Source organism: Methylomonas sp. EFPC3, assembly GCF_029643245.1.
In the GTDB taxonomy this organism is placed as follows: domain Bacteria; phylum Pseudomonadota; class Gammaproteobacteria; order Methylococcales; family Methylomonadaceae; genus Methylomonas; species Methylomonas koyamae_B.
This window is the reverse complement of sequence record NZ_CP116398.1, coordinates 2,447,609-2,469,598: the sequence shown is the minus strand read 5'-3', so window position 1 is coordinate 2,469,598 and position 21,990 is coordinate 2,447,609. Positions and strand designations below refer to the sequence as shown.

Genomic DNA, 21,990 nt, shown 5'->3' with positions numbered 1-21,990 from the left:
TTTGAAGAGGGTAAGCTCTTGAAAGATTTAATGAATTTCTTAAAGCGTCAAGGCCGTACAGACGATTTTGACACTATACGCATCGGTTTGGCTTCTCCGGACATGATTCGCTCATGGTCTTACGGTGAAGTCAAAAAGCCTGAGACGATCAATTACCGCACCTTCAAGCCGGAACGTGACGGTTTGTTCTGCGCAAAAATTTTCGGGCCGATTAGCGATTACGAGTGCTTGTGCGGTAAATATAAGCGCTTGAAACACCGTGGCGTGATCTGCGAAAAATGCGGCGTCGAAGTGACTTTGTCCAAAGTTCGGCGCGAACGTATGGGCCATATCGATTTGGCCAGCCCGGTAGCGCATATTTGGTTTTTGAAGTCTTTGCCGTCGCGTATCGCGCTGCTGCTGGATATGACTCTGCGTTCGATCGAGCGCGTGCTTTATTTCGAAACGTTTGTGGTGATCGATCCCGGCATGTCTCCGCTGGAGAAAGGCCAGTTATTGACCGACGAAGAATATTTGAACGCGGTTGAAGAGCATGGCGACGATTTCGTCGCGAAAATGGGTGCCGAAGCTATCTACGATTTGTTGAAGTCGATCGATTTGAAAGACGAAATCAACAAGTTGCGCGAAGAGATTAATTCGACCAATTCCGACACCAAAATCAAGAAATTTTCGAAGCGCTTGAAGGTGATCGACTCCTTGCTGGCATCGAATAATCGCCCGGAATGGATGATTATGACGGTGTTGCCGGTGTTGCCGCCCGAATTAAGGCCTTTGGTGCCGCTGGATGGCGGCCGCTTTGCCACGTCGGACTTGAACGATCTTTACCGCCGCGTTATCAACCGCAACAACCGTTTGACGAGGTTGTTGGATTTGAACGCGCCCGACATCATCGTGCGTAACGAAAAGCGGATGTTGCAGGAAGCGGTGGATGCACTATTGGACAACGGCCGCCGCGGCCGGGCAATTACCGGTAGCAATCGCCGTCCGTTGAAGTCCTTGGCCGATATGATCAAGGGCAAGCAAGGTCGTTTCCGGCAGAACCTGCTGGGGAAACGGGTGGACTACTCCGGCCGTTCCGTAATCGTGGTAGGACCGACGCTGCGTCTGCACCAGTGCGGATTGCCGAAAAAAATGGCGCTGGAGCTATTCAAGCCGTTTATTTTCAGTAAGTTGCAGCTGCGTGGCTTGGCGACAACCATCAAGGCGGCCAAAAAGATGGTCGAGCGCGAAGGCGCTGAAGTTTGGGACATTCTCGAAGAAGTGATCCGCGAACATCCGGTGCTGTTGAACCGTGCGCCGACGTTGCACCGTTTGGGCATTCAGGCATTCGAGCCGACCTTAATCGAAGGAAAGGCCATCCAGTTACATCCTTTGGTTTGTAGCGCTTTCAATGCCGACTTCGACGGCGACCAGATGGCGGTTCATATTCCGTTGTCTGTGGAAGCACAGTTGGAAGCCCGTACTCTGATGATGGCGACCAATAATATTCTGTCTCCCGCAAACGGCGAGCCGGTTATCAATCCGTCGCAGGACGTGGTTTTGGGGCTCTATTACATTAGCCGCGAGAAAATTAACGCGGTTGGCGAAGGTAGCGTTTTCTCCGATGTGTCCGAAGTCATGCTGGCTTTGGATAGCAAAGCAGTCGAATTGCAGACCAAGATTCAGGTACGAATTACCGAAAAACTAAAAACCGCCGAAGGTGAATTCGAAACGATTGTCAGCCGTAAGCAAACTACAGTCGGGCGTTCCATCATCTGGGGTATCGTGCCAGACGGCATGCCTTATGAGTTGGTCAATGTCGATATGACTAAGAAGAATATATCGCGACTGATTAACTATAGCTACCGTTACCTGGGGATCAAAGAGACCGTTATTCTGGCCGATAAGATCATGTATCTTGGCTTTAAGTACGCGACTCGCGCCGGTGTGTCATTTGGTATCGAAGACATGGAAATTCCGCTGAAAAAGGCCGACATTATTCGGGCTGCGGACGCCGAAGTGAGCGAAATTCAGAATCAGTACGCATCCGGTTTGGTTACCGACGGCGAACGCTATAACAAAGTTGTCGATATTTGGTCCAGAGCCAATGACCAAGTGGCGAAAGTCATGATGGAAGGCTTGGGGGAAGATGAGGTCGTCAATAAAGCGGGTGAAACCGTCAAGCAAAAATCGTTCAACTCCATCTTTATGATGGCCGAGTCGGGAGCGCGGGGTTCCGCGGCTCAAATCCGGCAGTTAGCCGGGATGCGCGGTTTGATGGCGAAGCCGGACGGTTCGATTATTGAAACGCCTATTACGGCTAACTTCCGCGAAGGTCTGGATGTATTGCAATACTTTATTTCGACCCACGGTGCTCGCAAAGGTCTGGCTGACACGGCGCTTAAAACGGCGAACTCTGGGTATTTGACCCGGCGCTTGGTCGACGTCGCCCAGGATCTGGTCATTGCCGAGTTCGATTGCGGTACTCAAAATGGTTTGACCATGATGCCGATTATCGAAGGCGGCGATGTAGTCGAGCCTTTGGTTGATCGCGTTTTGGGGCGTGTGGCTGCAATTGATGTTACCGAGCCTGCCGGGAATAAAGTTTTAATACCGGCGGGTACGATGATCGATGAAAATTTGGTCACTGTGCTGGAAGAGAACGGTATCGATAAGATGCTGGTTCGCTCGGTAATCACTTGTGAGTCGCGGCATGGTGTCTGTGCTAAATGCTACGGCAGGGATTTAGGTCGAGGTCATTTGGTCAATATTGGCGAAGCTATCGGTGTTGTAGCTGCGCAGTCGATTGGTGAGCCGGGTACGCAATTGACTATGCGTACCTTCCATATTGGCGGTGCGGCATCGCGTTCGGCGGCGGTCAGCAACGTACAGGTCAAATCGAGTGGTACGGCGAAGCTCAATAATTTGAAGACTGTTAAAAACCGCGAGAATAACTTGGTTGCTGTATCCAGATCCGGCGAGGTCGGCGTGATGGATGACTACGGCCGTGAGCGCGAGCGTTACAAGATTCCTTACGGCGCCGTTTTGTCGGTAGCCGACGGTACACCGGTTAGTGCTGGTGACATCATCGTCAATTGGGATCCACATACTCATCCGGTTATTACTGAGGTGGATGGTTTCATCCAATTGATCGACTTTATGGATGGAATCACAGTACAGGAGCAGTCTGACGAGGTTACTGGTCTGACGTCTCGGGTGGTTACGGATCCAAAGCAACGGACCTCGGCCGGTAAAGAGCTGCGACCAATGGTTCGGTTGATAGATGAGCAAGGCGGCCAGATTAATTTGCCTGGGACTGATATCCCGGCTCAGTATTTCTTGCCAGCCGGCGCTATCGTAGGCGTTAAAGATGGCGGTGAAGTTAAGGTCGGTGACGTGTTGGCGAGAATTCCGCAAGAATCTAGTAAAACTCGCGATATTACCGGTGGTTTGCCACGTGTTGCCGATTTATTCGAAGCTCGCAAAACCAAGGATCCTGCCATTCTTGCAGAAGCAACCGGTATGGTGTCGTTCGGTAAAGAAACCAAGGGTAAGCAACGCGTCATTATTACTGATTCCGAAGGTGAGCAGTACGAGACATTGATTCCCAAATGGCGGCATATCACGGTGTTCGAGGGTGAATTTGTCGACAAAGGTGAAACGATCGCCGAAGGCGAGCTGACTCCTCACGACATCCTGCGTCTGCGTGGAATTGAAGAGCTAGCCGATTACTTGGTTAAAGAGATTCAAGACGTTTATCGCCTGCAGGGTGTAAAAATCAATGACAAGCACATTGAGGCAATCATTCGGCAAATGCTGAGAAAGGTTGAAATTACCGCCTCGGGAGATACTGATTTTGTTAAGGGCGAGCAGGTAGAGCGGACCTTGATTAACGCGGTTAACGATCAAATTGAAAGGGAAGGAAAAATCCCTGCAAGTTACGACTCGTTATTGCTGGGTATCACTAAAGCTTCTCTTGCTACAGAGTCGTTTATTTCTGCGGCTTCGTTCCAAGAAACTACTCGAGTGCTTACCGATGCGGCGGTGCGCGGCATCAGTGACAGCCTGAACGGACTGAAAGAGAACGTTATCGTTGGGCGCTTGATTCCTGCTGGAACCGGGCTGGCCTACCACGAGCAGCGACGGAAAAGAAGGTCTGCTGAGTTCGCATCCTCGGCGGACGCATCTAGTCAGGCCATGGAAGCCGTTGATGTGGAAGAGGCCTTGAAACAGGCGTTGAATATTGAATAGCCTTAAAAAGACTTGACCTGATTACCGTGTAAAGGTATCATGCTCTGCTCGAATCGACCAAGTGATTTGGGCGGAGTAATGTCATTTGTGGAAAGATATTACTTATTAACATTGCATATTCGGAGTAGTTAAGAATGGCCACGATCAATCAGTTGGTCCGTAAGCCTCGCGCTAAAAAAATAGAAAAAACCAATGTTCCGGCATTGGAGGCGTGCCCGCAAAGAAGGGGTGTTTGTACGCGCGTGTACACCACGACGCCAAAAAAACCTAACTCGGCGTTGCGCAAAGTTGCGCGGGTGCGGTTAACCAATGGCGCTGAGGTAAGTAGCTATATCGGCGGCGAAGGGCACAATTTGCAGGAGCACTCTGTGGTCTTGATTAGAGGTGGTCGGGTAAAAGATTTGCCGGGTGTGCGCTATCACGTGGTTCGCGGTAGTCTTGATACGTCGGGCGTAAAGGATAGAAAGTGCGGTCGTTCAAAGTACGGCGCAAAAAGGCCTAAGAAATAAGGGTTGGTAACAGATGTCAAGAAGAAGAGTTGCTGCAAAAAGAGTAATAAATCCTGATCCGCGCTTTGGTAGCGATATGCTTTCAAAGTTTATGAACATGATTATGGTAGATGGCAAAAAATCAGTTGCCGAAAAAATCGTGTACGGTGCGCTCGATGTTATCGAGAGCAAAGGGCACAAAGAGTCTCTGGAGTTGGTTTCCAAGGCGCTAGAAAATGTTCAGCCTCGGGTCGAGGTTAAGTCAAGAAGGGTGGGTGGTGCGACTTATCAGGTCCCAGTAGAAGTCCGTCCTGCACGAAGATTGGCTCTTTCTATGCGTTGGTTGATTGATGCGTCCCGCAAAAGGAATGAAAGGACAATGGCTGCCAAATTGGCCGGTGAGTTACTGGACGCCTCTGAAGGTCGCGGTGCGGCAGCTAAGAAGCGGGAAGATACCCACAGAATGGCTGAAGCTAATAAGGCGTTTGCGCATTATCGTTGGTAATCAGGTCTGGGTTTCGTTGTGTCTCGAAAGACGCCTATAGAGCGTTATCGTAACATAGGCATAATGGCGCATATAGACGCTGGAAAAACAACGACTACTGAACGGATACTTTACTACACTGGGGTCTCGCACAAAATTGGCGAGGTTCATGACGGCGCTGCTACCATGGATTGGATGGAGCAAGAGCAAGAGCGTGGCATAACTATTACATCCGCGGCCACGACCTGCTTTTGGGCTGGGATGGGTGGTGGGCGAGAGCAGTATCGTATCAATATTATCGATACTCCAGGTCATGTCGACTTTACCATTGAGGTTGAGCGTTCGCTTAGAGTGCTAGATGGCGCCTGCGCGGTTTTCTGCGCAGTCGGAGGTGTAGAGCCGCAATCCGAGACAGTTTGGCGGCAGGCTAACAAATACAAAGTGCCCCGTGTTGTATTCGTCAACAAGATGGATCGAGTCGGGGCAGATTTTCTTCGGGTGGTCGAGCAAATAAAAAGTCGCTTGGGGGCTTCGGTTGTTCCAATGCAGTTGCCGATAGGGTCTGAAGACGCGTTTAAAGGTGTGATTGATCTTCTGAAGATGAAGGCCATTTACTGGTCTGAAGCCGATATGGGTTTGGCATTTACCGAATCGGAAATTCCGGAAGAACTGGTTGCCAATAGCCTTAAATGGCGCGAATACATGTTTGAGTCGGCGGCCGAAGGAAGCGACTCATTAATGGATAAGTATCTGGAGCAAGGAGAGCTTACGGATGCGGAGGTAATATCAGGAATACGGGCCCAGGTTCTAGCAAATAAGCTGGTACCTGCCTATTGCGGTTCAGCCTTTAAAAATAAAGGTGTGCAGTGCCTACTGGATGCGGTCATAGACTTTTTGCCGTCACCCGCCGATATCGGTTCGGTTTGTGGATTGAACGATGCGGGCGAAAGTGTTTATAGGTCGGCAGCAGATAACGATTCGTTTTCCGCCTTGGCTTTTAAAATCGCATCCGATCCATTCGTAGGAACGTTAACCTTTATTCGGGTTTATTCGGGGGTGCTTAAATCAGGCGATACGGTGCTCAATTCGACGAAGAATAAAAGAGAGCGCGTCGGCCGTATCGTGCAGATGCACGCCAATAGCAGGGTAGAGATAAACCAAGTTAGGGCGGGTGATATTGCGGCCTTGGTTGGTTTGAAGGAGGTTACGACAGGTGACACCTTTTGTGATATAGCGGCGCCTGTGTTGTTGGAAAAAATGGAGTTTCCGGAGCCGGTTATTTCTGTTGCCGTAGAGCCAAAAACCAAAGCAGATCAAGACAAATTGGCGGTTGCGCTGGCAAAGCTGGCCCAAGAGGATCCTTCCTTTCGCGTAAGTACCGATCCTGAGTCCGGGCAAACAATTATTGCTGGCATGGGCGAGCTACATCTTGAGATTATCGTTGATCGGATGAAAAGGGAATTTAGTGTTGCCGCCAACGTAGGGGCTCCCCAGGTCGCTTATCGTGAAACAGTGACGAAAGTCGTTGAAGCAGAAGGTAAATTTGTTAGGCAAACCGGGGGCAAAGGGCAGTACGGCCACGTTTGGTTGCGCATCGAGCCTGGTGAGCTAGGCTCAGGTTACCAGTTCGTCAATGAGATCGTGGGTGGCATAGTTCCTAAAGAGTATGTCCCGGCCATTGACAAAGGTATTCAGGAGCAAATGGAAAACGGAGTGTTGGCTGGTTTTCCAGTGGTTGATGTAAAGGTTAGTTTATTCGATGGTTCATATCATGATGTCGATTCGAATGAAATGGCTTTCAAAATAGCAGGATCTATCGGCTTTAGGGATGGAGCAAAAGCTGCAAACCCAGTGTTGCTGGAGCCTATCATGAAAGTAGAGGTAGTGACTCCCGAGGAAAATATGGGAGATGTCGTCGGCGACATTAACAGGCGCAGAGGGCTGATTCACGGCGTGGATGATGTTCCAGCTGGTAAAGTGGTCCAGTGCGAAGTGCCTCTAGCGGAAATGTTCGGTTACGCTACCGATCTTAGGTCGGCCACGCAAGGACGTGCCACTTATAGTATGCAGTTTGAAAAATATAACGAAGCACCTGCAAATATTGCGGAAGCGATTATTAGAAAAGTATCTTAAGTTTTTAAATATCAGGTATTGAATCATGGCTAAAGAAAAATTTGAAAGAAAGAAACCGCACGTAAACGTAGGAACGATTGGCCACGTTGACCACGGCAAAACAACCTTGACTGCTGCGCTGACCAAGGTTATGGCCGAGCTGCAAGGTGGCGAAGCAAAAGCGTTTGATCAAATCGACAATGCTCCCGAAGAGCGCGCGCGCGGTATTACCATTTCGACCTCGCACGTAGAGTACGAGTCAGCCAATCGTCACTATGCGCACGTTGACTGTCCGGGTCACGCTGACTACGTCAAAAATATGATTACCGGTGCGGCGCAAATGGACGGTGCTATTCTGGTTTGCTCCGCGGCTGACGGTCCGATGCCGCAAACGCGCGAGCACATCCTGCTGTCTCGCCAGGTAGGCGTTCCATACATCGTTGTGTTCTTGAACAAAGCGGACATGGTCGATGATGCCGAGCTGATTGAGCTGGTTGAAATGGAAATTCGCGAACTGTTAAACCAGTACGAATTCCCGGGCGACGATACCCCAATCATCGTTGGTTCTGCGCTGAAAGCGTTGGAAGGCGAGCAAAGCGAAATCGGTGTTCAGTCGGTTGTTAAACTGGTTGAAGCGCTGGATAGCTATATTCCTGAGCCGCAACGCGCAATCGATGGCAAATTCCTGATGCCAATCGAAGACGTATTTTCGATTTCCGGTCGTGGTACGGTAGTAACCGGCCGTGTCGAGCGCGGTATTATCAAAGTCGGTGAAGAGGTTGAAATCGTTGGTATCAAAGATACCGTGAAAACTACCTGTACCGGTGTTGAAATGTTCCGCAAATTGCTGGATCAAGGTCAGGCTGGCGACAACGTGGGCATCCTGCTGCGTGGCACCAAGCGCGACGACGTAGAGCGTGGTCAAGTATTGGCTCACGTAAACAGCATCAAGCCACACTCGCATTTCAAAGCCGAAATCTACGTATTGTCGAAAGAAGAGGGTGGTCGTCACACGCCATTCTTTAACGGTTACCGTCCACAGTTCTACTTCAGAACCACCGACGTGACTGGTGCGGTTGAGCTGCCGGAAGGTGTTGAAATGGTAATGCCAGGGGACAACATCTCGGTCACAGTAAAATTGATCTCACCGATCGCGATGGAAGACGGCTTGCGCTTCGCAATTCGTGAAGGTGGCCGTACCGTCGGTGCGGGTGTTGTGGCTTCTATTGTCGAGTAATTGAAGATGGCAAATCAAACTATCAGAATCCAATTGAAAGCCTTTGATCATAAATTGATCGATCAGTCGGCGGGAGAGATAGTAGAAACTGCAAAGCGGACCGGCGCCCAAGTGAAAGGCCCGATTCCTTTGCCTACTAGAAAAGAGCGCTTTACTGTACTGATTTCGCCACACGTCAATAAAGACGCGCGGGATCAATACGAATTGAGAACATACAAACGGTTGTTGGACATTGTCGAGCCTACCGATAAGACTGTTGACGCCTTGATGAAGCTTGATCTGGCGGCTGGGGTTGATGTTCAAATTAAGCTGAAATAACGAAAAGTTATAGATTAGAGGGATTGGCAGATGTCAATAGGTCTTATTGGTCGTAAATGTGGTATGACCAGAATTTTTTGCGAAGATGGTTCTTCTGTACCTGTAACCGTGCTTCATATCGACTCAAACCGAGTCATTCAGGTAAAGAACGTCGAAAACGACGGTTACCGCGCCGTACAAGTGGCTGCAGGCGATGTAAAGTCTTCTAAGGTCAATAAAGCAATGGCGGGTCACTATGCTTCTGCCAATGTCACAGCTGGTCGGGGGCTTTGGGAGTTTCGTCTCGGCGAGAATGAGGGTGGGGAGTTAGTCCCTGGAGCTGAGCTCAAGGTTGACGTATTTTCCGCAGGGCAAATTGTCGATGTTGCCGGTACGAGTATCGGTAAGGGCTTTGCAGGTACAGTTAAGCGCCACAATTTTAGAACGCAGGATGCCACCCATGGTAACTCTCGTTCGCACAGGGTGCCCGGTTCCAGCGGTATGAACCAAACGCCAGGACGAGTATTTAAAGGCAAAAAAATGTGCGGCCACATGGGGGCAGTTAAGACGACTGTTCAAAATCTGAAGATTCACGCCATAGACGTCGAGCGCAATTTGATTCTGGTTAGGGGCGCCGTTCCCGGGGCGAAAGGCGGCGACGTGGTTATCACCCCTGCGGTGAAAATGATCAATAAAGGTTAATTTATGGCATTACAAATACCTGCAATCAACGGTGGCGGTTCCTCTCAGGCACTCGATGTGTCAGATGAAGTATTTGGTCAGGATTTCAATGAAACCTTGGTCCATCAATTGGTCACTAAATATCTTTCAAGTGCACGAGCTGGCACAAAGGCGCAAAAAAACCGCTCTGCCGTTAGCGGTGGCGGTTTGAAGCCCTTTCGCCAAAAAGGCACTGGCCGTGCGCGTGCCGGTACAACCCGCAGCCCGATCTGGCGCACGGGTGGTGTCACGTTCGCGGCTCAGCCGCGCTCGTTCGACCAGAAGTTGAACAAAAAAATGTACAAGGTCGGTATCCGATCCATATTCTCAGAACTATTGCGTCAGGGACGGATCGCAGTTTGTGATGACATCGTGCCGGCATCCCCAAAAACAAAAGACTTCTTGTCAAAAATTAAAGGTATCGAAGCCAAACGGTTGCTGGTTGTAGCGGATGACCTGAACGAAAATTTGATTTTGGCGGCAAGGAATTTGCCATATGTAGCGGTGGTAACACCTACTAGTATCGACCCGGTGTCGCTAGTTGCCGCTGACAAAGTCATAGCAACGGCTACAGCCTTGAAGCAAATTGAGGAGCGTTTAGCATGAGTGAACAAAAAGTTAAATTAGCGAACGTTTTGTACGCGCCGATCATTTCGGAAAAAAGCTCAAATGCCGCGGACCAAAATAATCAATTTGTGTTTAAAGTGCAAAAGACAGCAACCAAGCTGCAGATTAAAAAAGCAGTCGAGTTGATGTTCGGCGTGAAAGTCGAATCGGTTCGCGTATTAAACGTCAAAGGAAAAATCAAGCGCTTCGGACGCGCTTTGGGTAAGCGCTCAGACTGGAAAAAAGCATATGTGAAATTGCAGTCGGGCCACAATATCGAACTTGCAACAGCATAACTTTTTAAAGCAAATAGGAGCGGTAGAAGAGCATGGCTATTCTAAAATCAAAGCCGACATCTCCAGGTTCTCGGTTTGTAGTACGTGTACAAAATAATGATTTGCATAAGGGTAAGCCATTTGCACAACTACTAGACAAAAAGAGCAATACTGGTGGACGTAACAATCAGGGTAGAGTGACAACCCGCCACATCGGTGGGGGACACAAGAAGTTTTATCGTATTATCGATTTCAAGCGCGATAAAGCTGATGTTCCGGCCATTATCGAGCGAATAGAATACGATCCAAACAGAACAGCTAACATCGCACTGGTTTTATTTAAAGACGGTGAGCGGAGATACATAATAGCGCCCAAAGGGATAGAAGTTGGTCAGGAAATACTAAGTTCCGAAACCACCCCCGTCAAAGTTGGAAATTGCATGCCGTTACGTAATATGCCACTGGGTACCACCCTGCATTGCGTCGAATTGAGGCCCGGCAAAGGTGCTCAGTTGGCACGAAGCGCAGGTACTTCTGTCCAATTGGTGGCTAAGGATGGCGCTTATGTGACAGTAAGATTGCGTTCCGGTGAGATGAGAAAAGTGCCTTCCGACTGCAAAGGTGTGGTTGGCGAAGTTTCGAATTCTGAGCACAATTTGATTTCCCTGGGTAAAGCTGGCGCCAAAAGGTGGAGAGGCGTAAGGCCTACGGTCCGAGGCGTTGCCATGAACCCGGTTGACCACCCGCATGGAGGTGGCGAAGGCCGAACTTCAGGCGGGCGTCATCCTGTGTCGCCATGGGGAACTCCAACTAAGGGCTACAAAACCCGAAAAAACAAACGTACTGACAACATGATTGTCAGACGCCGTAAGCAAAAATAAGAGGTATCTGACGTGCCACGTTCAATTAAAAAAGGTCCATTTATTGATCATCACTTGCTTAAAAAAGTTGAAGAGGCGGTGAGAACAAATAATCGGAAACCGATTAAAACCTGGTCTAGACGCTCGATGATCAGCCCTGATATGTTGGGGCTGACCATTGCGGTGCACAATGGTAAGCAACATGTGCCAGTGTTGATTTCTGAAAATATGGTCGGTCATAAATTAGGTGAGTTCTCCCCGACGAGAACTTATAAAGGCCATATCGCTGACAAAAAATCCAGATAAGGAGTGAACGTGGAAGTATCGGCTAAATTGAGTAACGCTCCCTTGTCTGCGCAGAAAGCGCGTTTGGTAGGAGATCAGATTAGAGGGTTGCCTGTTGAAAACGCCTTAAACCTTTTGAATTTCAGCTCCAAAAAAGCGGCTGCAATCTTCAAAAAGGTTCTTGAATCAGCTATAGCGAACGCCGAGCATAACGAAAACGCAGACATAGACGAACTAAAAGTGTCTACCGTTTTCGTGAACGAAGGGCGCACAATGAAGAGAATCTCTGCTCGAGCAAAGGGGCGCGCCAACCACATTCTGAAAAGAACTTGCCATATAACAATCAAAGTAGCTGAGAAATAGAGGTATAAGATGGGACAAAAGGTTCATCCCACTGGGATTCGTCTCGGGATCGTAAAAGATTGGACTTCGAGATGGTATGCAAATAGCCAGAATTACCCTGTGCTTCTGCTGCAAGATTTGAAAGTTCGTGAATATATCAAGCAAAAATTGGCGCACGCTTCAGTTAGTCGTGTCCAGATTAATCGACCCGCTAACAATGCAAATATAACTGTGCACACTGCGCGGCCTGGCATCGTAATTGGAAAAAAAGGCGAGGATATCGATATCTTGCGTCAGAATATCTCCGCGATGATGGGTGTCCCCGTACAACTGAATGTCGAGGAAATTAGAAAGCCTGAGCTCGACGCGTACTTAGTTGCAGAGAGTATTGCCCAGCAGTTGGAAAAACGGATTATGTATCGCCGGGCAATGAAGCGGGCAGTGACAAATACTATGCGATTGGGTGCTGAAGGTATCAAAATCACCGTGGCGGGACGTTTAAACGGTGCTGAAATCGCCAGAACTGAATGGTACCGTGAAGGGCGCGTCCCGCTGCACACCTTGCGGGCTGACATCGATTACGGAACCGCAGAGGCGAAAACCACTTACGGAATCATCGGTATTAAGGTCTGGATCTTCAAAGGTGAGGTGTTCGATATGGATGCCCATACCGCTTCGCTCAACGCAGATTCAAAAAAATAAGTTGAAGGGGAATAGACAAAATGCTTCAACCAAAAAGAACAAAGTTTCGTAAACAACATACCGGACGTAATAACGGCACCGCGTTGCGTGGGTCCTCAGTCAGCTTCGGTGAGTATGGTTTGAAATCTATAAGTCGTGGTAGAATGACTGCCCGCCAAATTGAGGCGGCTCGGCGAGCTATCAGCAGGCATGTTAAGCGTGGTGGTAAAATTTGGATCCGTATTTTTCCAGATAAGCCAATTACCAAAAAACCATTAGAAGTTCGTATGGGTAAAGGTAAAGGTAGTGTAGAATACTGGGTTGCTCAAATTAAGCCCGGCACCATGCTGTTCGAGATTGAAGGGGTTTCTGAAGAGTTAGCGCGTGAGGCTTTTGAGCTTGCAGCTGCGAAGTTACCTGTAAAAACAACGTTTTCTGCTCGGACAATAATGTAATGAAAGCAAAAGAACTGAGAACCAAAAGTAAAGACGAATTGAAAGGGACTTTGTTGGAGTTGTCCAAGGAGCAATTTAATTTAAGAATGCAGAAAGGTACCGGGCAGCTAAGTAAATCTAGTCAAGTAAAAACCGTTCGGCGCCAAATTGCTCGCATTAATACGATCTTAAGTGAAATGGCGAGGGCGTGATCATGAGCGAAAACATAGAAAGTACACGTAAAGTAACCGGACGCGTCGTTAGCAACAAAATGGATAAGACAGCGTCGGTTTTAGTCGAGCGGTTGGTGAAGCATCCGGTGTACGGCAAATATATCAAACGGTCTACGAAGCTGCTGGTGCATGACGAGAACAATATTTGCCAAGAGGGCGATATAGTAACAATCGCTTCGTGTCGACCGATTTCGAAAAATAAATCGTTTAAGTTGCTGGAAGTCGTCGAGGCTTCCAACAAATAATTAATATCTTTAGTTGGGAATTTAAAAATGATTCAGATGCAAACTAGCCTTGACGTCGCCGACAATAGTGGCGCAAAAAAGGTCATGTGTATCAAGGTTCTTGGAGGATCGCATCGCCGCTATGCCGGTATCGGTGACATCATCAAAGTCAGTGTTAAAGACGCAATGCCTCGCACCCGCGTGAAAAAAGGCGACGTTTACAATGCCTTGGTCGTAAGAACAAAAAGAGGTGTTCGTAGAGCTGATGGTTCAGTGATTAGATTCGACGGTAACGCTGCGGTAATTTTAAATAACCAACTGCAACCAATCGGTACACGTATCTTTGGGCCTGTCACACGCGAGCTGAGAGGGGATAAGTTTATGAAAATTATTTCTCTAGCCCCAGAAGTACTATAAGACGGAGGCCTAAAGATGCAAAAAATCAAACAAGGTGACGAAGTTATTGTCTGTGTTGGAAGAGAAAAAGGCAAGCTTGGACGGGTTTCTAAGGTGCTTGAAAATAATAGAGTGCTGGTCGAAGGCATTAATTTGGTTAAGAAGCACCAAAGAGGTAATCCTAACCTCGGTATCTCTGGCGGCATCGTAGACAAAAATATGCCCATTCATATTTCGAATATAGCGATATTCAATCCCAAAACAAAAAAAGCTGATCGGATCGGTTTTAGGTTGAGTGCTGATGGCAAAAAAGTTAGGTTTTTTAAATCTAACAATGAAACTATCGGTGATTGAGGAGACAAGCTATGTCGAGATTAGAAAAGAAATACAAAGAAGAAATAGTGCCGGCATTGATAAGTCAATTCGGATATAAAACCGTAATGCAAGTGCCTAAATTAACCAAAATCACTCTTAATATGGGTGTTGGTGGCGCGGTAGCGGACAAGAAAGTGCTGCAATCTGCCGTGTCTGATATGGAGAAAATCTCTGGACAGAAGGCCGTAGTTACTTTGGCGCGTAAATCTATAGCAGGGTTTAAAATCCGCGACGACATGCCTATTGGATGTAAGGTGACTTTGCGTAGCGATAGAATGTACGAGTTTTTGGATAGGTTAATTACCATCTCTATACCGCGTATTCGTGATTTTAGAGGGATGAGTTCTAAAAGTTTCGATGGCAGGGGGAACTATTCTGTCGGTATTAAGGAGCAGATAATTTTCCCGGAAATCGACTACGATAAAATCGACACCCTTCGAGGGATGGATATTTGCATCACTACGACAGCCCAAACCGACGAGGAAGGTCTGGCGTTGTTGAAGTTATTCAATTTTCCATTTAAAAGCTGAGGGTGCACTGATGGCAAAAAAATCGATGATAGCTCGCGAATCAAAGCGTGCTAGTTTAATTAAAAAATACGACAGCAAGCGCAGTGCGTTAAAGGGAATTATACGGTCGCCAAATGCGACGTTCGAGGAGAAGGAAAGCGCGCAAATTCAGCTGCAAAAATTACCCAGGGACTCTAGTAAATCTAGATTACGTAATCGCTGTAAGCTCACCGGTAGACCTCATGGTTACTATAGAAAGTTTGGGTTGAGCAGGAATAAGCTTAGAGAAGCGACCATGCGAGGCGATGTGCCTGGTCTGTCTAAAGCTAGCTGGTAACTATCGTTACGTAAAAGGTTGTTGGGGAATTAATAATGAGTATGACAGATCCTATTGCAGATATGTTGACCAGAATAAGAAATGGTCAGTCTGCTGGTAAAAAGAGCGTGAAAATGCCGTCCTCTAAATTAAAGCTTGCTATAGCAAAAGTTTTAAAAGAAGAGGGTTATATCAACGATTACAAAACCGAAGTAAACGGTAGTCATACAGAGATGACAATCGAGCTCAAATATTACAACGGTGTCCCGGTAATTGAGAGTGTGAAAAGAATTAGTAGGCCGGGTTTGAGGATTTACAAATCTAAAGACGAGCTTCCAAAAGTTCTCGGCGGCCTCGGTATTGCGATCGTATCAACTTCAAACGGCGTAATGACTGATCGGGCTGCTCGTGCCATTGGGCACGGCGGCGAAGTCATTTGTACCGTCTGCTAAGAGTTTTAAAGGATATATCATGTCACGAGTAGCTAATGCGCCGATTGTATTGCCGGCCGGCGTAGAGATAAAACTGGACGGTAAACACACAGTCATAAAAGGCAAACTGGGTGAGCTTTCATTCCGCCTTTCGCCATCAGTTGAGCTTGAATTGAGCGGCAATGTTATCAGCGTAAAATGGGATAGTGCGGTGAAAGGTGCGAAGGCGCATGCCGGTACTGCTCGCGCGTCAATCAACAATATGGTTAAGGGTGTTTCGGAGGGCTTCGTTAAGAAGATGCTTTTGGTTGGCGTCGGTTATAGGGCGCAGGTCAAAGATAATCTCCTGACTTTGTCTTTGGGTTATTCCAATCCAGTGGAATATCTGATTCCCGAAGGTGTCACCGTCGAGGCGCCGTCCCAAACCGAGCTTTTGGTAAAAAGTAGCGACAAGCAGAAACTGGGGCAAGTGGCTTCTGAAATTCGCGCTTTCAGGCCGCCGGAGCCTTACAAAGGTAAAGGTGTCAGAATTGCCGATGAATATGTGGCTCGAAAAGAAGCCAAGAAGAAATAGGTAACAAAATGGATAAGAAAAATTCCAGGCTAAAGCGAGCGCTAAAGCTTCGTTGCAAAATCAAGAAACTGAACGTCAACAGATTGACCATACATCGCACTTCACAGCATATCTATGCACAAGTGTTGAGTGTTGATGGAACAATGACCCTCGCTTCTGCTTCTACTGTGCTCGCGGATATTAAAACAAAGGTAAAAAATACCAGTAATATCGATGCGGCGACAGCAGTAGGTACGCTAATTGCGGAGCGAGCCCTGGCTGCTGGGGTTCAGGAGGTCGCGTTTGATCGATCGGGTTTTAAATATCATGGCCGTGTGAAAGCGTTGGCAGATGCTGCTCGCGAAGCCGGGTTGAAGTTCTAGGGGAAGATTATGGCAACAGCACCATCTCAAGGTAGTACTGACGGTTTGCAGGAAAAATTAGTTTCTGTTCGTCGAGTGGCAAAAGTGGTTAAAGGCGGTAGGGTATTTGGGTTTGCTGCTCTTACAGTCGTAGGTGACGGCGACGGTCGGGTCGGTTACGGCGTATCAAAGGCCAGGGAGGTGCCGGTAGCAATCCAGAAGTCCCTGGAGCAAGCACGAAAAAATATGAGAAAAGTCGCGCTGAAGGAAGGTACTTTGCAATATTCCATTATGTCCAACACTGGTGCAGCTAAAGTCTATATGCAGCCGGCGTCGGAAGGTACTGGTATTATCGCTGGAGGGGCTATGCGTGCGGTTTTTGAGGTTGTAGGTGTGCACAATGTACTGGCCAAATGCATAGGTACTAGTAATCCAATTAATGTTGTCAGAGCTACGATCAACGGTCTCACTGCTATGCAGGATGCGAAGAGGATTGCCGCTAAACGCGGTTTGACTGTTGAGCAAATTACAGGATAAGAAGACATGTCCGGCAAAAAGTTAAACGTAATGATGACTAAAAGTAAAAATGGTAGATTGAAAAGTCATCAACAATGCCTGAAAGGCTTGGGATTAAGCAAAATTCGCCAAGTTGTTGAGGTGAGTGATACTCCTGAAAATAGAGGCATGATTAACAAAATCGCTTATATGCTTAAAGTAGAGGAAGTCTAAATGTTTTTAAACACGATACAGGCTGCATACGGCGCAAGAAAAAAGGCTAAGCGCGTTGGTCGCGGAATAGGTTCTACTGACGGCAAGACCTGCGGTCGCGGTCACAAAGGGCAAAAAGCGCGTGCAGGGGGGTTTCATAAGGTAGGCTTTGAAGGGGGGCAGATGCCCTTGCAAAGGAGGCTGCCTAAAGTTGGTTTTACCTCTCGCACCAAGAAGTTTTCCGCAGAAGTACGGTTGAGCGAAATTAGTTCACTAAACGTTGACGTTGTAGATCTTCAGGTTTTGATTAGGAGTAATCTTGTCCCTGTGTTCACAAAGAAAGTTAAGGTTGTCAATACGGGTGTGTTGTCAAGAGGTTTAACTTTGAAAGGCCTTGGTGTAACTGCAGGTGCGAAGTCAACAATAGAAGCTGCTGGTGGCAAAGTAGAGGCATAGGTGAGTGCTAAAGGTTATGAAGTTTCCGCGGGTGCTTTCCGTTTTGGGGAGCTAAAGTCTAGGTTGCTGTTTGTTTTAGGCGCTTTTGTTGTGTATCGGGTTGGTGCTCACATTCCGGTGCCCGGGATTGATCCAAAGGCGCTTGCTACAATGTTTGAGCAGCAGTCCGGTTCGATCTTAAACATGTTTAATATGTTTTCCGGCGGGGCTTTGATGAGGCTAAGCTTGTTTGCGCTTGGCATCATGCCTTATATTTCTGCCTCCATCATTATGCAGTTGATGACTATCGTTATTCCCGCGATGGAGCAATTGAAGAAAGAAGGTGAGTCTGGTAGGAGAAAAATCTCTCAATATACGCGCTACGGGACGGTTGTTCTGGCGATGTTTCAGTCGGTGGGTATTTCTGTAGCGTTGCAAAATCAAACCGCAGGCGGACTTGCTGTGGTTTTGCAGCCCGGTTTAGGGTTCGTGGTTGTTACTACCATTACGTTAGTAACTGGGACAATCTTTCTGATGTGGCTTGGCGAACAGGTGACAGAGCGGGGAATTGGCAACGGCATATCGCTACTAATCTTTGCCGGTATCGTATCAGGACTTCCCTCTGCAATAGGTGGGACGTTGGAGCTTGCTCGTACTGGAGAGATGAATGGTGCATTTATTGTGTTGCTTTTCGCGCTAGCGATTTTTGTCACAGGCATTGTGGTATTTGTTGAGCGCGGACAAAGACGGATCACGATTAATTACCCCAAGCGTCAGCAAGGCAATAAGGTTTATGCAGGGCAGAGTTCGTTTTTGCCTTTAAAATTAAACATGGCTGGCGTTATACCGCCTATCTTCGCTTCAAGTATTATCTTGTTTCCAGCAACTATTGCAGGCTGGTTCGGTAATGTAGATGGTTTTTCGTGGTTGCAAGATGTGGCATCTGTTCTTTCTCCCGGTCAGCCTGTCTACGTCTTGTGCTACGCGTTGGCTATAGTGTTTTTTTGCTTTTTCTACACCGCGCTGGTGTTTAATTCTAAAGAAACAGCGGAGAACCTTAAGAAATCCGGAGCCTTTTTGCCTGGTATCAGGCCGGGGATGCATACAACTAGTTACATTGATAAGGTAATGACTAGGCTTACCCTGATTGGTGCAGTCTATATTACATTGATTTGCCTGTTGCCCGAATTTCTGATTGTTTATTGGAATGTCCCATTTTCTTTTGGCGGTACTTCACTGTTAATCATTGTTGTGGTTGTAATGGATTTTATATCGCAAATGCAGACCCATCTGATGTCTCAGCAGTATGAAGGGTTGATGAAAAAAGCCAATCTGAAGAAATCTTAATTTAAGGAGTTAGCCGTGAAAGTACGTGCTTCAATAAAAGCCATCTGTAAGAGCTGCAAAGTTATAAAAAGGAATGGCGTAGTAAGGGTCATCTGTAAAGATGGTCGTCACAAGCAAAGGCAAGGTTAGTTGTTTTTGCGATTTATTTTTCGGAGTGTTATACTTCTCCGTTTAACCTTATAGTATCGTTTTTGGAGTGTTTGAATGGCTCGTATTGCTGGTATAAACGTGGCTGATCATAAGCATGCGGAGATAGCCTTAACAGCTATTTACGGAATTGGTAGGCAGACTGCTAGAGATATATGCAGTGAAGTAGGGGTTAATCCCGCTGTCAAAATCAGGGATCTGACTGAAGATCAAGTTGAGGCAATACGCAAAGTCATTTCTGGTATGACCGTCGAAGGCGATTTGCGTAGGGAAGTCTCTATGAACATAAAGAGACTTATGGATCTTGGCTGCTATCGCGGGATTCGGCATCGTCGGGGGTTGCCGTTGAGAGGTCAGCGGACTCGGACAAATGCGAGGACTAGAAAAGGGCCTCGTAAATCGGTCACCAAGTAGTAATTAAAATAGATAGGCAATTTGATGGCAACCCAAAATCGAGTTAAGAAACGGATAAAAAAGGAAGTTGCAGACGGCATAGTGCATGTTCATGCTTCCTTTAATAATACGATCGTTACAATTACAGACCGGAAAGGTAACGCTTTGTCCTGGGCTACGTCAGGTGGCTCCGGATTTCGCGGGTCGAGAAAGAGCACTCCATTTGCTGCTCAGGTGGCCGCTGAGAAAGCCGGCGCGGTGGCGCAGGAATATGGCATGAAAAACCTCGACGTCATGATCAAAGGGCCTGGTCCAGGCAGGGAGTCCGCTGTTCGTTCATTAAACAGCATGGGCTTTAAAATTTCGAATATTGTGGATGTGACTCCGATTCCTCACAACGGATGCCGTCCTCCAAAAAAGCGTCGCGTTTAGGTAGTGGAGTAAATAATGGCAAGATATCTTGGTCCTGCGTGTAAGTTAAGTCGCAGAGAGGGCACTGATCTTTTTTTAAAAAGCAGAGGTAAATCTCTGGAGAGTAAGTGCAAATTGGATCAGCGTCCCGGTCAGCATGGGGCTAAGCGCACGAGAAACTCTGACTACGCTATGCAATTGCGCGCAAAGCAGCGTTTGCGCAGGATTTATGGCGTTTTGGAAAAGCAATTTAGAAATTATTATAAAGCGGCCGACTTGCAGAAAGGCGCGACTGGTCAAAATTTGTTGGATTTCCTGGAGTCCAGGCTGGATAACGTTGTTTATCGCATGGGTTACGCGGCCACTCGAGCAGAGGCTAGGCAGTTGGTGTCGCACAAAGCAATCTTGGTCAATGATCGTCTGATCAACATCCCCTCGTATCAGCTTTCCGCAGGCGACGTGGTTAAAATCAGAGAGAAAGCCAAGAGTCAACAGCGAATTAAGGATGCGTTGGTCGTTGCGGAACAATACGGCTTTCCGGTATGGGTGGAAGTTAACGCTAAAGAAATGAGCGGCGTATTCAAATCCGTGCCTGATCGCGTCGATTTGGGGTCTGACATCAACGAACAGTTGGTTGTCGAGCTCTATTCTAAGTAATAAACAGGGCTAGGATACAATATATGCAGAGTTCTATTGGTGGCCTTCTTAAGCCAAGATTAGTTGAAGTCGTAAACGAATCGGCCAATCATTCGCGGATTGTGATCGAGCCGCTTGAAAGAGGCTTTGGCCACTCGCTCGGCAACGCTTTGAGAAGGGTCATGCTCTCTTCAATTCCTGGTTGCGCAGTTACAGAAATATCTATAGATGGTGTGCTGCACGAATTTACCACGATCGAAGGCGTTCAAGAAGATGTTATCGATATCATCTTGAATTTGAAAAAGCTGGCGGTAATTGTCCATTCTAAAGACGAGGTAACATTAACCTTATCAAAAAAGGGAGCGGGTGTTGTTACTGCTGGTGATATAGAATTGCCTCATAACGTTGAAATCGCCAATCCTGAATTGGTCATCGCTAACGTTACCCAAGATATCGGCTTAAACATAAAAATTAAAGTTGAAAGAGGGCGCGGCTACGTTCCAGCAAGCGTCAGAAAGGAAGCGTTCGACGACGCTCCCGTTGGCGTTCTGATGTTGGATGCCGCTTTCAGTCCGATTGTTAAAGTGGCTTATCACGTAGAGAGCACCCGGGTTGAGCAGCGGACCAATCTCGATCGCTTAGTTATCGAGTTGGAAACTAATGGCACTGTAGATCCAGAGCATGCGATAAAGACGGCTGCGTCAATCTTGCACGATCAGCTTTCTGTTTTCGTTGATTTCGAAAAGGTCAACGAGCAAGTTCAGGAGGAAGTTGCGGTAGAAGAGGACTCTTTCGACCCTGTACTATTACGTCCGGTAGATGATTTAGAACTGACGGTTCGTTCGGCGAATTGCCTAAAAGCAGAAAATATCTTTTATATCGGCGATTTAATCCAGCGAACAGAAGTCGAGCTGTTACGGACTCCCAACTTAGGCAAGAAGTCTCTCACCGAGATAAAAGACATCCTTGCTATTAAAGGACTGTCTTTAGGCATGCGGCTGGAAAACTGGCCGCCTGAGAACTTGGCAGACCAATCCCAAGCTGGAATTTGAATATAAGGCACTGAAAAATGAGACACCGTAAATCTGGAAGACAGTTAAACAAAAACAGCAGCCACAGAAAAGCGCTGTTTAGCAACATGGCTTGCTCACTTTTTAAGCATGAGTTGATTAAAACCACGCTTCCGAAAGCAAAAGAATTAAGAATGATTGCAGAGCCGTTGATCACTCTGTCGAAAAATGATTCAGTCGCAAAACGTCGTCAAGCTTTCTCCAAGTTGCGTGATCGCGATGTGGTGACTAAGTTGTTTAACGAACTGGGTCCACGCTACTCTGCCAGAACTGGTGGTTACTTGCGTATCATTAAGTGCGGCTTTCGGCCAGGCGACGATGCACCAATGGCTTATGTAGAGTTGGTTGATCGACCGGAGCCTGTGGCTGCGTCAGAATAAACTTATTAACTTT

33 protein-coding genes are annotated in these 21,990 nt (G+C 47.5%); all 33 read left to right on the top strand.

Annotated elements, in window-relative coordinates; translation table 11 throughout:
• Window positions 1-18: 18 nt before the first annotated feature.
• The 33 genes from rpoC to rplQ all read left to right on the top strand — a co-directional run bounded on the left by rpoC (window position 19) and on the right by rplQ (window position 21,977).
• Window positions 19-4,230 (top strand): DNA-directed RNA polymerase subunit beta', encoded by a 4,212-nt coding sequence (gene rpoC, locus PL263_RS11015; protein WP_313901424.1) that lies wholly within the window; start codon window positions 19-21, stop codon window positions 4,228-4,230.
• 134 nt (window positions 4,231-4,364) lie between these two features.
• Complete coding sequence (rpsL, locus tag PL263_RS11010) at window positions 4,365-4,739, top strand: 30S ribosomal protein S12 (RefSeq protein WP_013820393.1); 375 nt, start codon at window positions 4,365-4,367, stop codon at window positions 4,737-4,739.
• Between the two features lie 13 nt (window positions 4,740-4,752).
• Window positions 4,753-5,223: a 30S ribosomal protein S7 gene (gene rpsG, locus PL263_RS11005; RefSeq protein ID WP_140914198.1), complete on the top strand. Its 471-nt coding sequence runs from the start codon at window positions 4,753-4,755 to the stop codon at window positions 5,221-5,223.
• Between the two features lie 18 nt (window positions 5,224-5,241).
• Window positions 5,242-7,335 carry an elongation factor G gene (gene fusA / locus PL263_RS11000; RefSeq protein WP_278209462.1) on the top strand — a complete coding sequence of 698 codons (2,094 nt, stop codon included), beginning with the start codon at window positions 5,242-5,244 and terminating at the stop codon, window positions 7,333-7,335.
• Between the two features lie 25 nt (window positions 7,336-7,360).
• Window positions 7,361-8,551, top strand: a complete 1,191-nt coding sequence (tuf, locus tag PL263_RS10995) for an elongation factor Tu (protein ID WP_140913950.1) — start codon at window positions 7,361-7,363, stop codon at window positions 8,549-8,551.
• Window positions 8,552-8,557: 6 nt separating this feature from the next.
• Window positions 8,558-8,869: a 30S ribosomal protein S10 gene (rpsJ, locus tag PL263_RS10990; RefSeq protein ID WP_020484801.1), complete on the top strand. Its 312-nt coding sequence runs from the start codon at window positions 8,558-8,560 to the stop codon at window positions 8,867-8,869.
• A gap of 30 nt (window positions 8,870-8,899) precedes the next feature.
• Complete coding sequence (gene rplC / locus PL263_RS10985) at window positions 8,900-9,550, top strand: 50S ribosomal protein L3 (protein WP_278209461.1); 651 nt, start codon at window positions 8,900-8,902, stop codon at window positions 9,548-9,550.
• 3 nt (window positions 9,551-9,553) lie between these two features.
• Window positions 9,554-10,174, top strand: coding sequence for a 50S ribosomal protein L4 (gene rplD / locus PL263_RS10980; protein WP_140913506.1), 621 nt, complete (start codon window positions 9,554-9,556; stop codon window positions 10,172-10,174).
• Window positions 10,171-10,470 (top strand): 50S ribosomal protein L23, encoded by a 300-nt coding sequence (gene rplW / locus PL263_RS10975; protein ID WP_278209460.1) that lies wholly within the window; start codon window positions 10,171-10,173, stop codon window positions 10,468-10,470. Before rplD ends, rplW begins: the two co-directional genes overlap by 4 nt.
• 32 nt (window positions 10,471-10,502) lie before the next feature.
• Window positions 10,503-11,330 carry a 50S ribosomal protein L2 gene (gene rplB / locus PL263_RS10970; RefSeq protein ID WP_278209459.1) on the top strand — a complete coding sequence of 276 codons (828 nt, stop codon included), beginning with the start codon at window positions 10,503-10,505 and terminating at the stop codon, window positions 11,328-11,330.
• Between the two features lie 12 nt (window positions 11,331-11,342).
• Window positions 11,343-11,615, top strand: a complete 273-nt coding sequence (rpsS, locus tag PL263_RS10965) for a 30S ribosomal protein S19 (RefSeq protein ID WP_064042135.1) — start codon at window positions 11,343-11,345, stop codon at window positions 11,613-11,615.
• 9 nt (window positions 11,616-11,624) lie between these two features.
• Window positions 11,625-11,957: a 50S ribosomal protein L22 gene (rplV, locus tag PL263_RS10960; RefSeq protein ID WP_140913509.1), complete on the top strand. Its 333-nt coding sequence runs from the start codon at window positions 11,625-11,627 to the stop codon at window positions 11,955-11,957.
• Between the two features lie 9 nt (window positions 11,958-11,966).
• The gene (gene rpsC, locus PL263_RS10955) at window positions 11,967-12,638 is read left to right on the top strand and encodes a 30S ribosomal protein S3 (RefSeq protein ID WP_140913510.1); all 672 of its coding nucleotides are present in this window, start codon (window positions 11,967-11,969) and stop codon (window positions 12,636-12,638) included.
• Between the two features lie 20 nt (window positions 12,639-12,658).
• The gene (gene rplP / locus PL263_RS10950) at window positions 12,659-13,072 is read left to right on the top strand and encodes a 50S ribosomal protein L16 (RefSeq protein ID WP_026602118.1); all 414 of its coding nucleotides are present in this window, start codon (window positions 12,659-12,661) and stop codon (window positions 13,070-13,072) included.
• Entirely contained in the window at window positions 13,072-13,263 is a 192-nt protein-coding gene (gene rpmC, locus PL263_RS10945; protein WP_140913511.1) for a 50S ribosomal protein L29, read from the top strand. Before rplP ends, rpmC begins: the two co-directional genes overlap by 1 nt.
• 2 nt (window positions 13,264-13,265) lie before the next feature.
• Window positions 13,266-13,529, top strand: a complete 264-nt coding sequence (gene rpsQ, locus PL263_RS10940; RefSeq protein WP_278209458.1) for a 30S ribosomal protein S17 — start codon at window positions 13,266-13,268, stop codon at window positions 13,527-13,529.
• Window positions 13,530-13,556: 27 nt separating this feature from the next.
• A complete protein-coding gene (gene rplN / locus PL263_RS10935) occupies window positions 13,557-13,925 on the top strand; it encodes a 50S ribosomal protein L14 (protein ID WP_054759259.1) in 369 nt (122 codons plus the stop codon).
• Window positions 13,926-13,940: 15 nt separating this feature from the next.
• Window positions 13,941-14,258, top strand: coding sequence for a 50S ribosomal protein L24 (rplX, locus tag PL263_RS10930; protein WP_278209457.1), 318 nt, complete (start codon window positions 13,941-13,943; stop codon window positions 14,256-14,258).
• An 11-nt stretch (window positions 14,259-14,269) separates the two neighbouring features.
• Entirely contained in the window at window positions 14,270-14,809 is a 540-nt protein-coding gene (rplE, locus tag PL263_RS10925; RefSeq protein ID WP_140913514.1) for a 50S ribosomal protein L5, read from the top strand.
• A gap of 10 nt (window positions 14,810-14,819) precedes the next feature.
• On the top strand, window positions 14,820-15,125 hold the full coding sequence (rpsN, locus tag PL263_RS10920; RefSeq protein ID WP_278209456.1) for a 30S ribosomal protein S14: 306 nt from the start codon (window positions 14,820-14,822) through the stop codon (window positions 15,123-15,125).
• 35 nt (window positions 15,126-15,160) lie between these two features.
• Complete coding sequence (gene rpsH, locus PL263_RS10915) at window positions 15,161-15,556, top strand: 30S ribosomal protein S8 (RefSeq protein ID WP_140913516.1); 396 nt, start codon at window positions 15,161-15,163, stop codon at window positions 15,554-15,556.
• A 19-nt stretch (window positions 15,557-15,575) separates the two neighbouring features.
• Window positions 15,576-16,109, top strand: a complete 534-nt coding sequence (gene rplF / locus PL263_RS10910; RefSeq protein ID WP_140913517.1) for a 50S ribosomal protein L6 — start codon at window positions 15,576-15,578, stop codon at window positions 16,107-16,109.
• Between the two features lie 8 nt (window positions 16,110-16,117).
• Complete coding sequence (gene rplR / locus PL263_RS10905; RefSeq protein WP_140913518.1) at window positions 16,118-16,471, top strand: 50S ribosomal protein L18; 354 nt, start codon at window positions 16,118-16,120, stop codon at window positions 16,469-16,471.
• 9 nt (window positions 16,472-16,480) lie between these two features.
• Window positions 16,481-16,987: a 30S ribosomal protein S5 gene (gene rpsE / locus PL263_RS10900; RefSeq protein ID WP_140913519.1), complete on the top strand. Its 507-nt coding sequence runs from the start codon at window positions 16,481-16,483 to the stop codon at window positions 16,985-16,987.
• Window positions 16,988-16,993: 6 nt separating this feature from the next.
• Window positions 16,994-17,179, top strand: coding sequence for a 50S ribosomal protein L30 (gene rpmD, locus PL263_RS10895; protein WP_140913520.1), 186 nt, complete (start codon window positions 16,994-16,996; stop codon window positions 17,177-17,179).
• On the top strand, window positions 17,180-17,614 hold the full coding sequence (gene rplO / locus PL263_RS10890) for a 50S ribosomal protein L15 (protein ID WP_278209455.1): 435 nt from the start codon (window positions 17,180-17,182) through the stop codon (window positions 17,612-17,614).
• Window positions 17,615-18,940 carry a preprotein translocase subunit SecY gene (secY, locus tag PL263_RS10885; protein WP_278209454.1) on the top strand — a complete coding sequence of 442 codons (1,326 nt, stop codon included), beginning with the start codon at window positions 17,615-17,617 and terminating at the stop codon, window positions 18,938-18,940.
• 15 nt (window positions 18,941-18,955) lie between these two features.
• The gene (rpmJ, locus tag PL263_RS10880) at window positions 18,956-19,069 is read left to right on the top strand and encodes a 50S ribosomal protein L36 (protein WP_081607976.1); all 114 of its coding nucleotides are present in this window, start codon (window positions 18,956-18,958) and stop codon (window positions 19,067-19,069) included.
• A 75-nt stretch (window positions 19,070-19,144) separates the two neighbouring features.
• Window positions 19,145-19,501 carry a 30S ribosomal protein S13 gene (gene rpsM, locus PL263_RS10875; RefSeq protein ID WP_140913523.1) on the top strand — a complete coding sequence of 119 codons (357 nt, stop codon included), beginning with the start codon at window positions 19,145-19,147 and terminating at the stop codon, window positions 19,499-19,501.
• Window positions 19,502-19,525: 24 nt separating this feature from the next.
• Entirely contained in the window at window positions 19,526-19,912 is a 387-nt protein-coding gene (gene rpsK, locus PL263_RS10870; protein WP_020484822.1) for a 30S ribosomal protein S11, read from the top strand.
• A 15-nt stretch (window positions 19,913-19,927) separates the two neighbouring features.
• Complete coding sequence (gene rpsD / locus PL263_RS10865) at window positions 19,928-20,548, top strand: 30S ribosomal protein S4 (RefSeq protein WP_278209453.1); 621 nt, start codon at window positions 19,928-19,930, stop codon at window positions 20,546-20,548.
• A 23-nt stretch (window positions 20,549-20,571) separates the two neighbouring features.
• A complete protein-coding gene (rpoA, locus tag PL263_RS10860) occupies window positions 20,572-21,579 on the top strand; it encodes a DNA-directed RNA polymerase subunit alpha (RefSeq protein ID WP_278209452.1) in 1,008 nt (335 codons plus the stop codon).
• A gap of 17 nt (window positions 21,580-21,596) precedes the next feature.
• Window positions 21,597-21,977: a 50S ribosomal protein L17 gene (gene rplQ / locus PL263_RS10855; protein WP_140913526.1), complete on the top strand. Its 381-nt coding sequence runs from the start codon at window positions 21,597-21,599 to the stop codon at window positions 21,975-21,977.
• Window positions 21,978-21,990 lie beyond the last annotated feature (13 nt).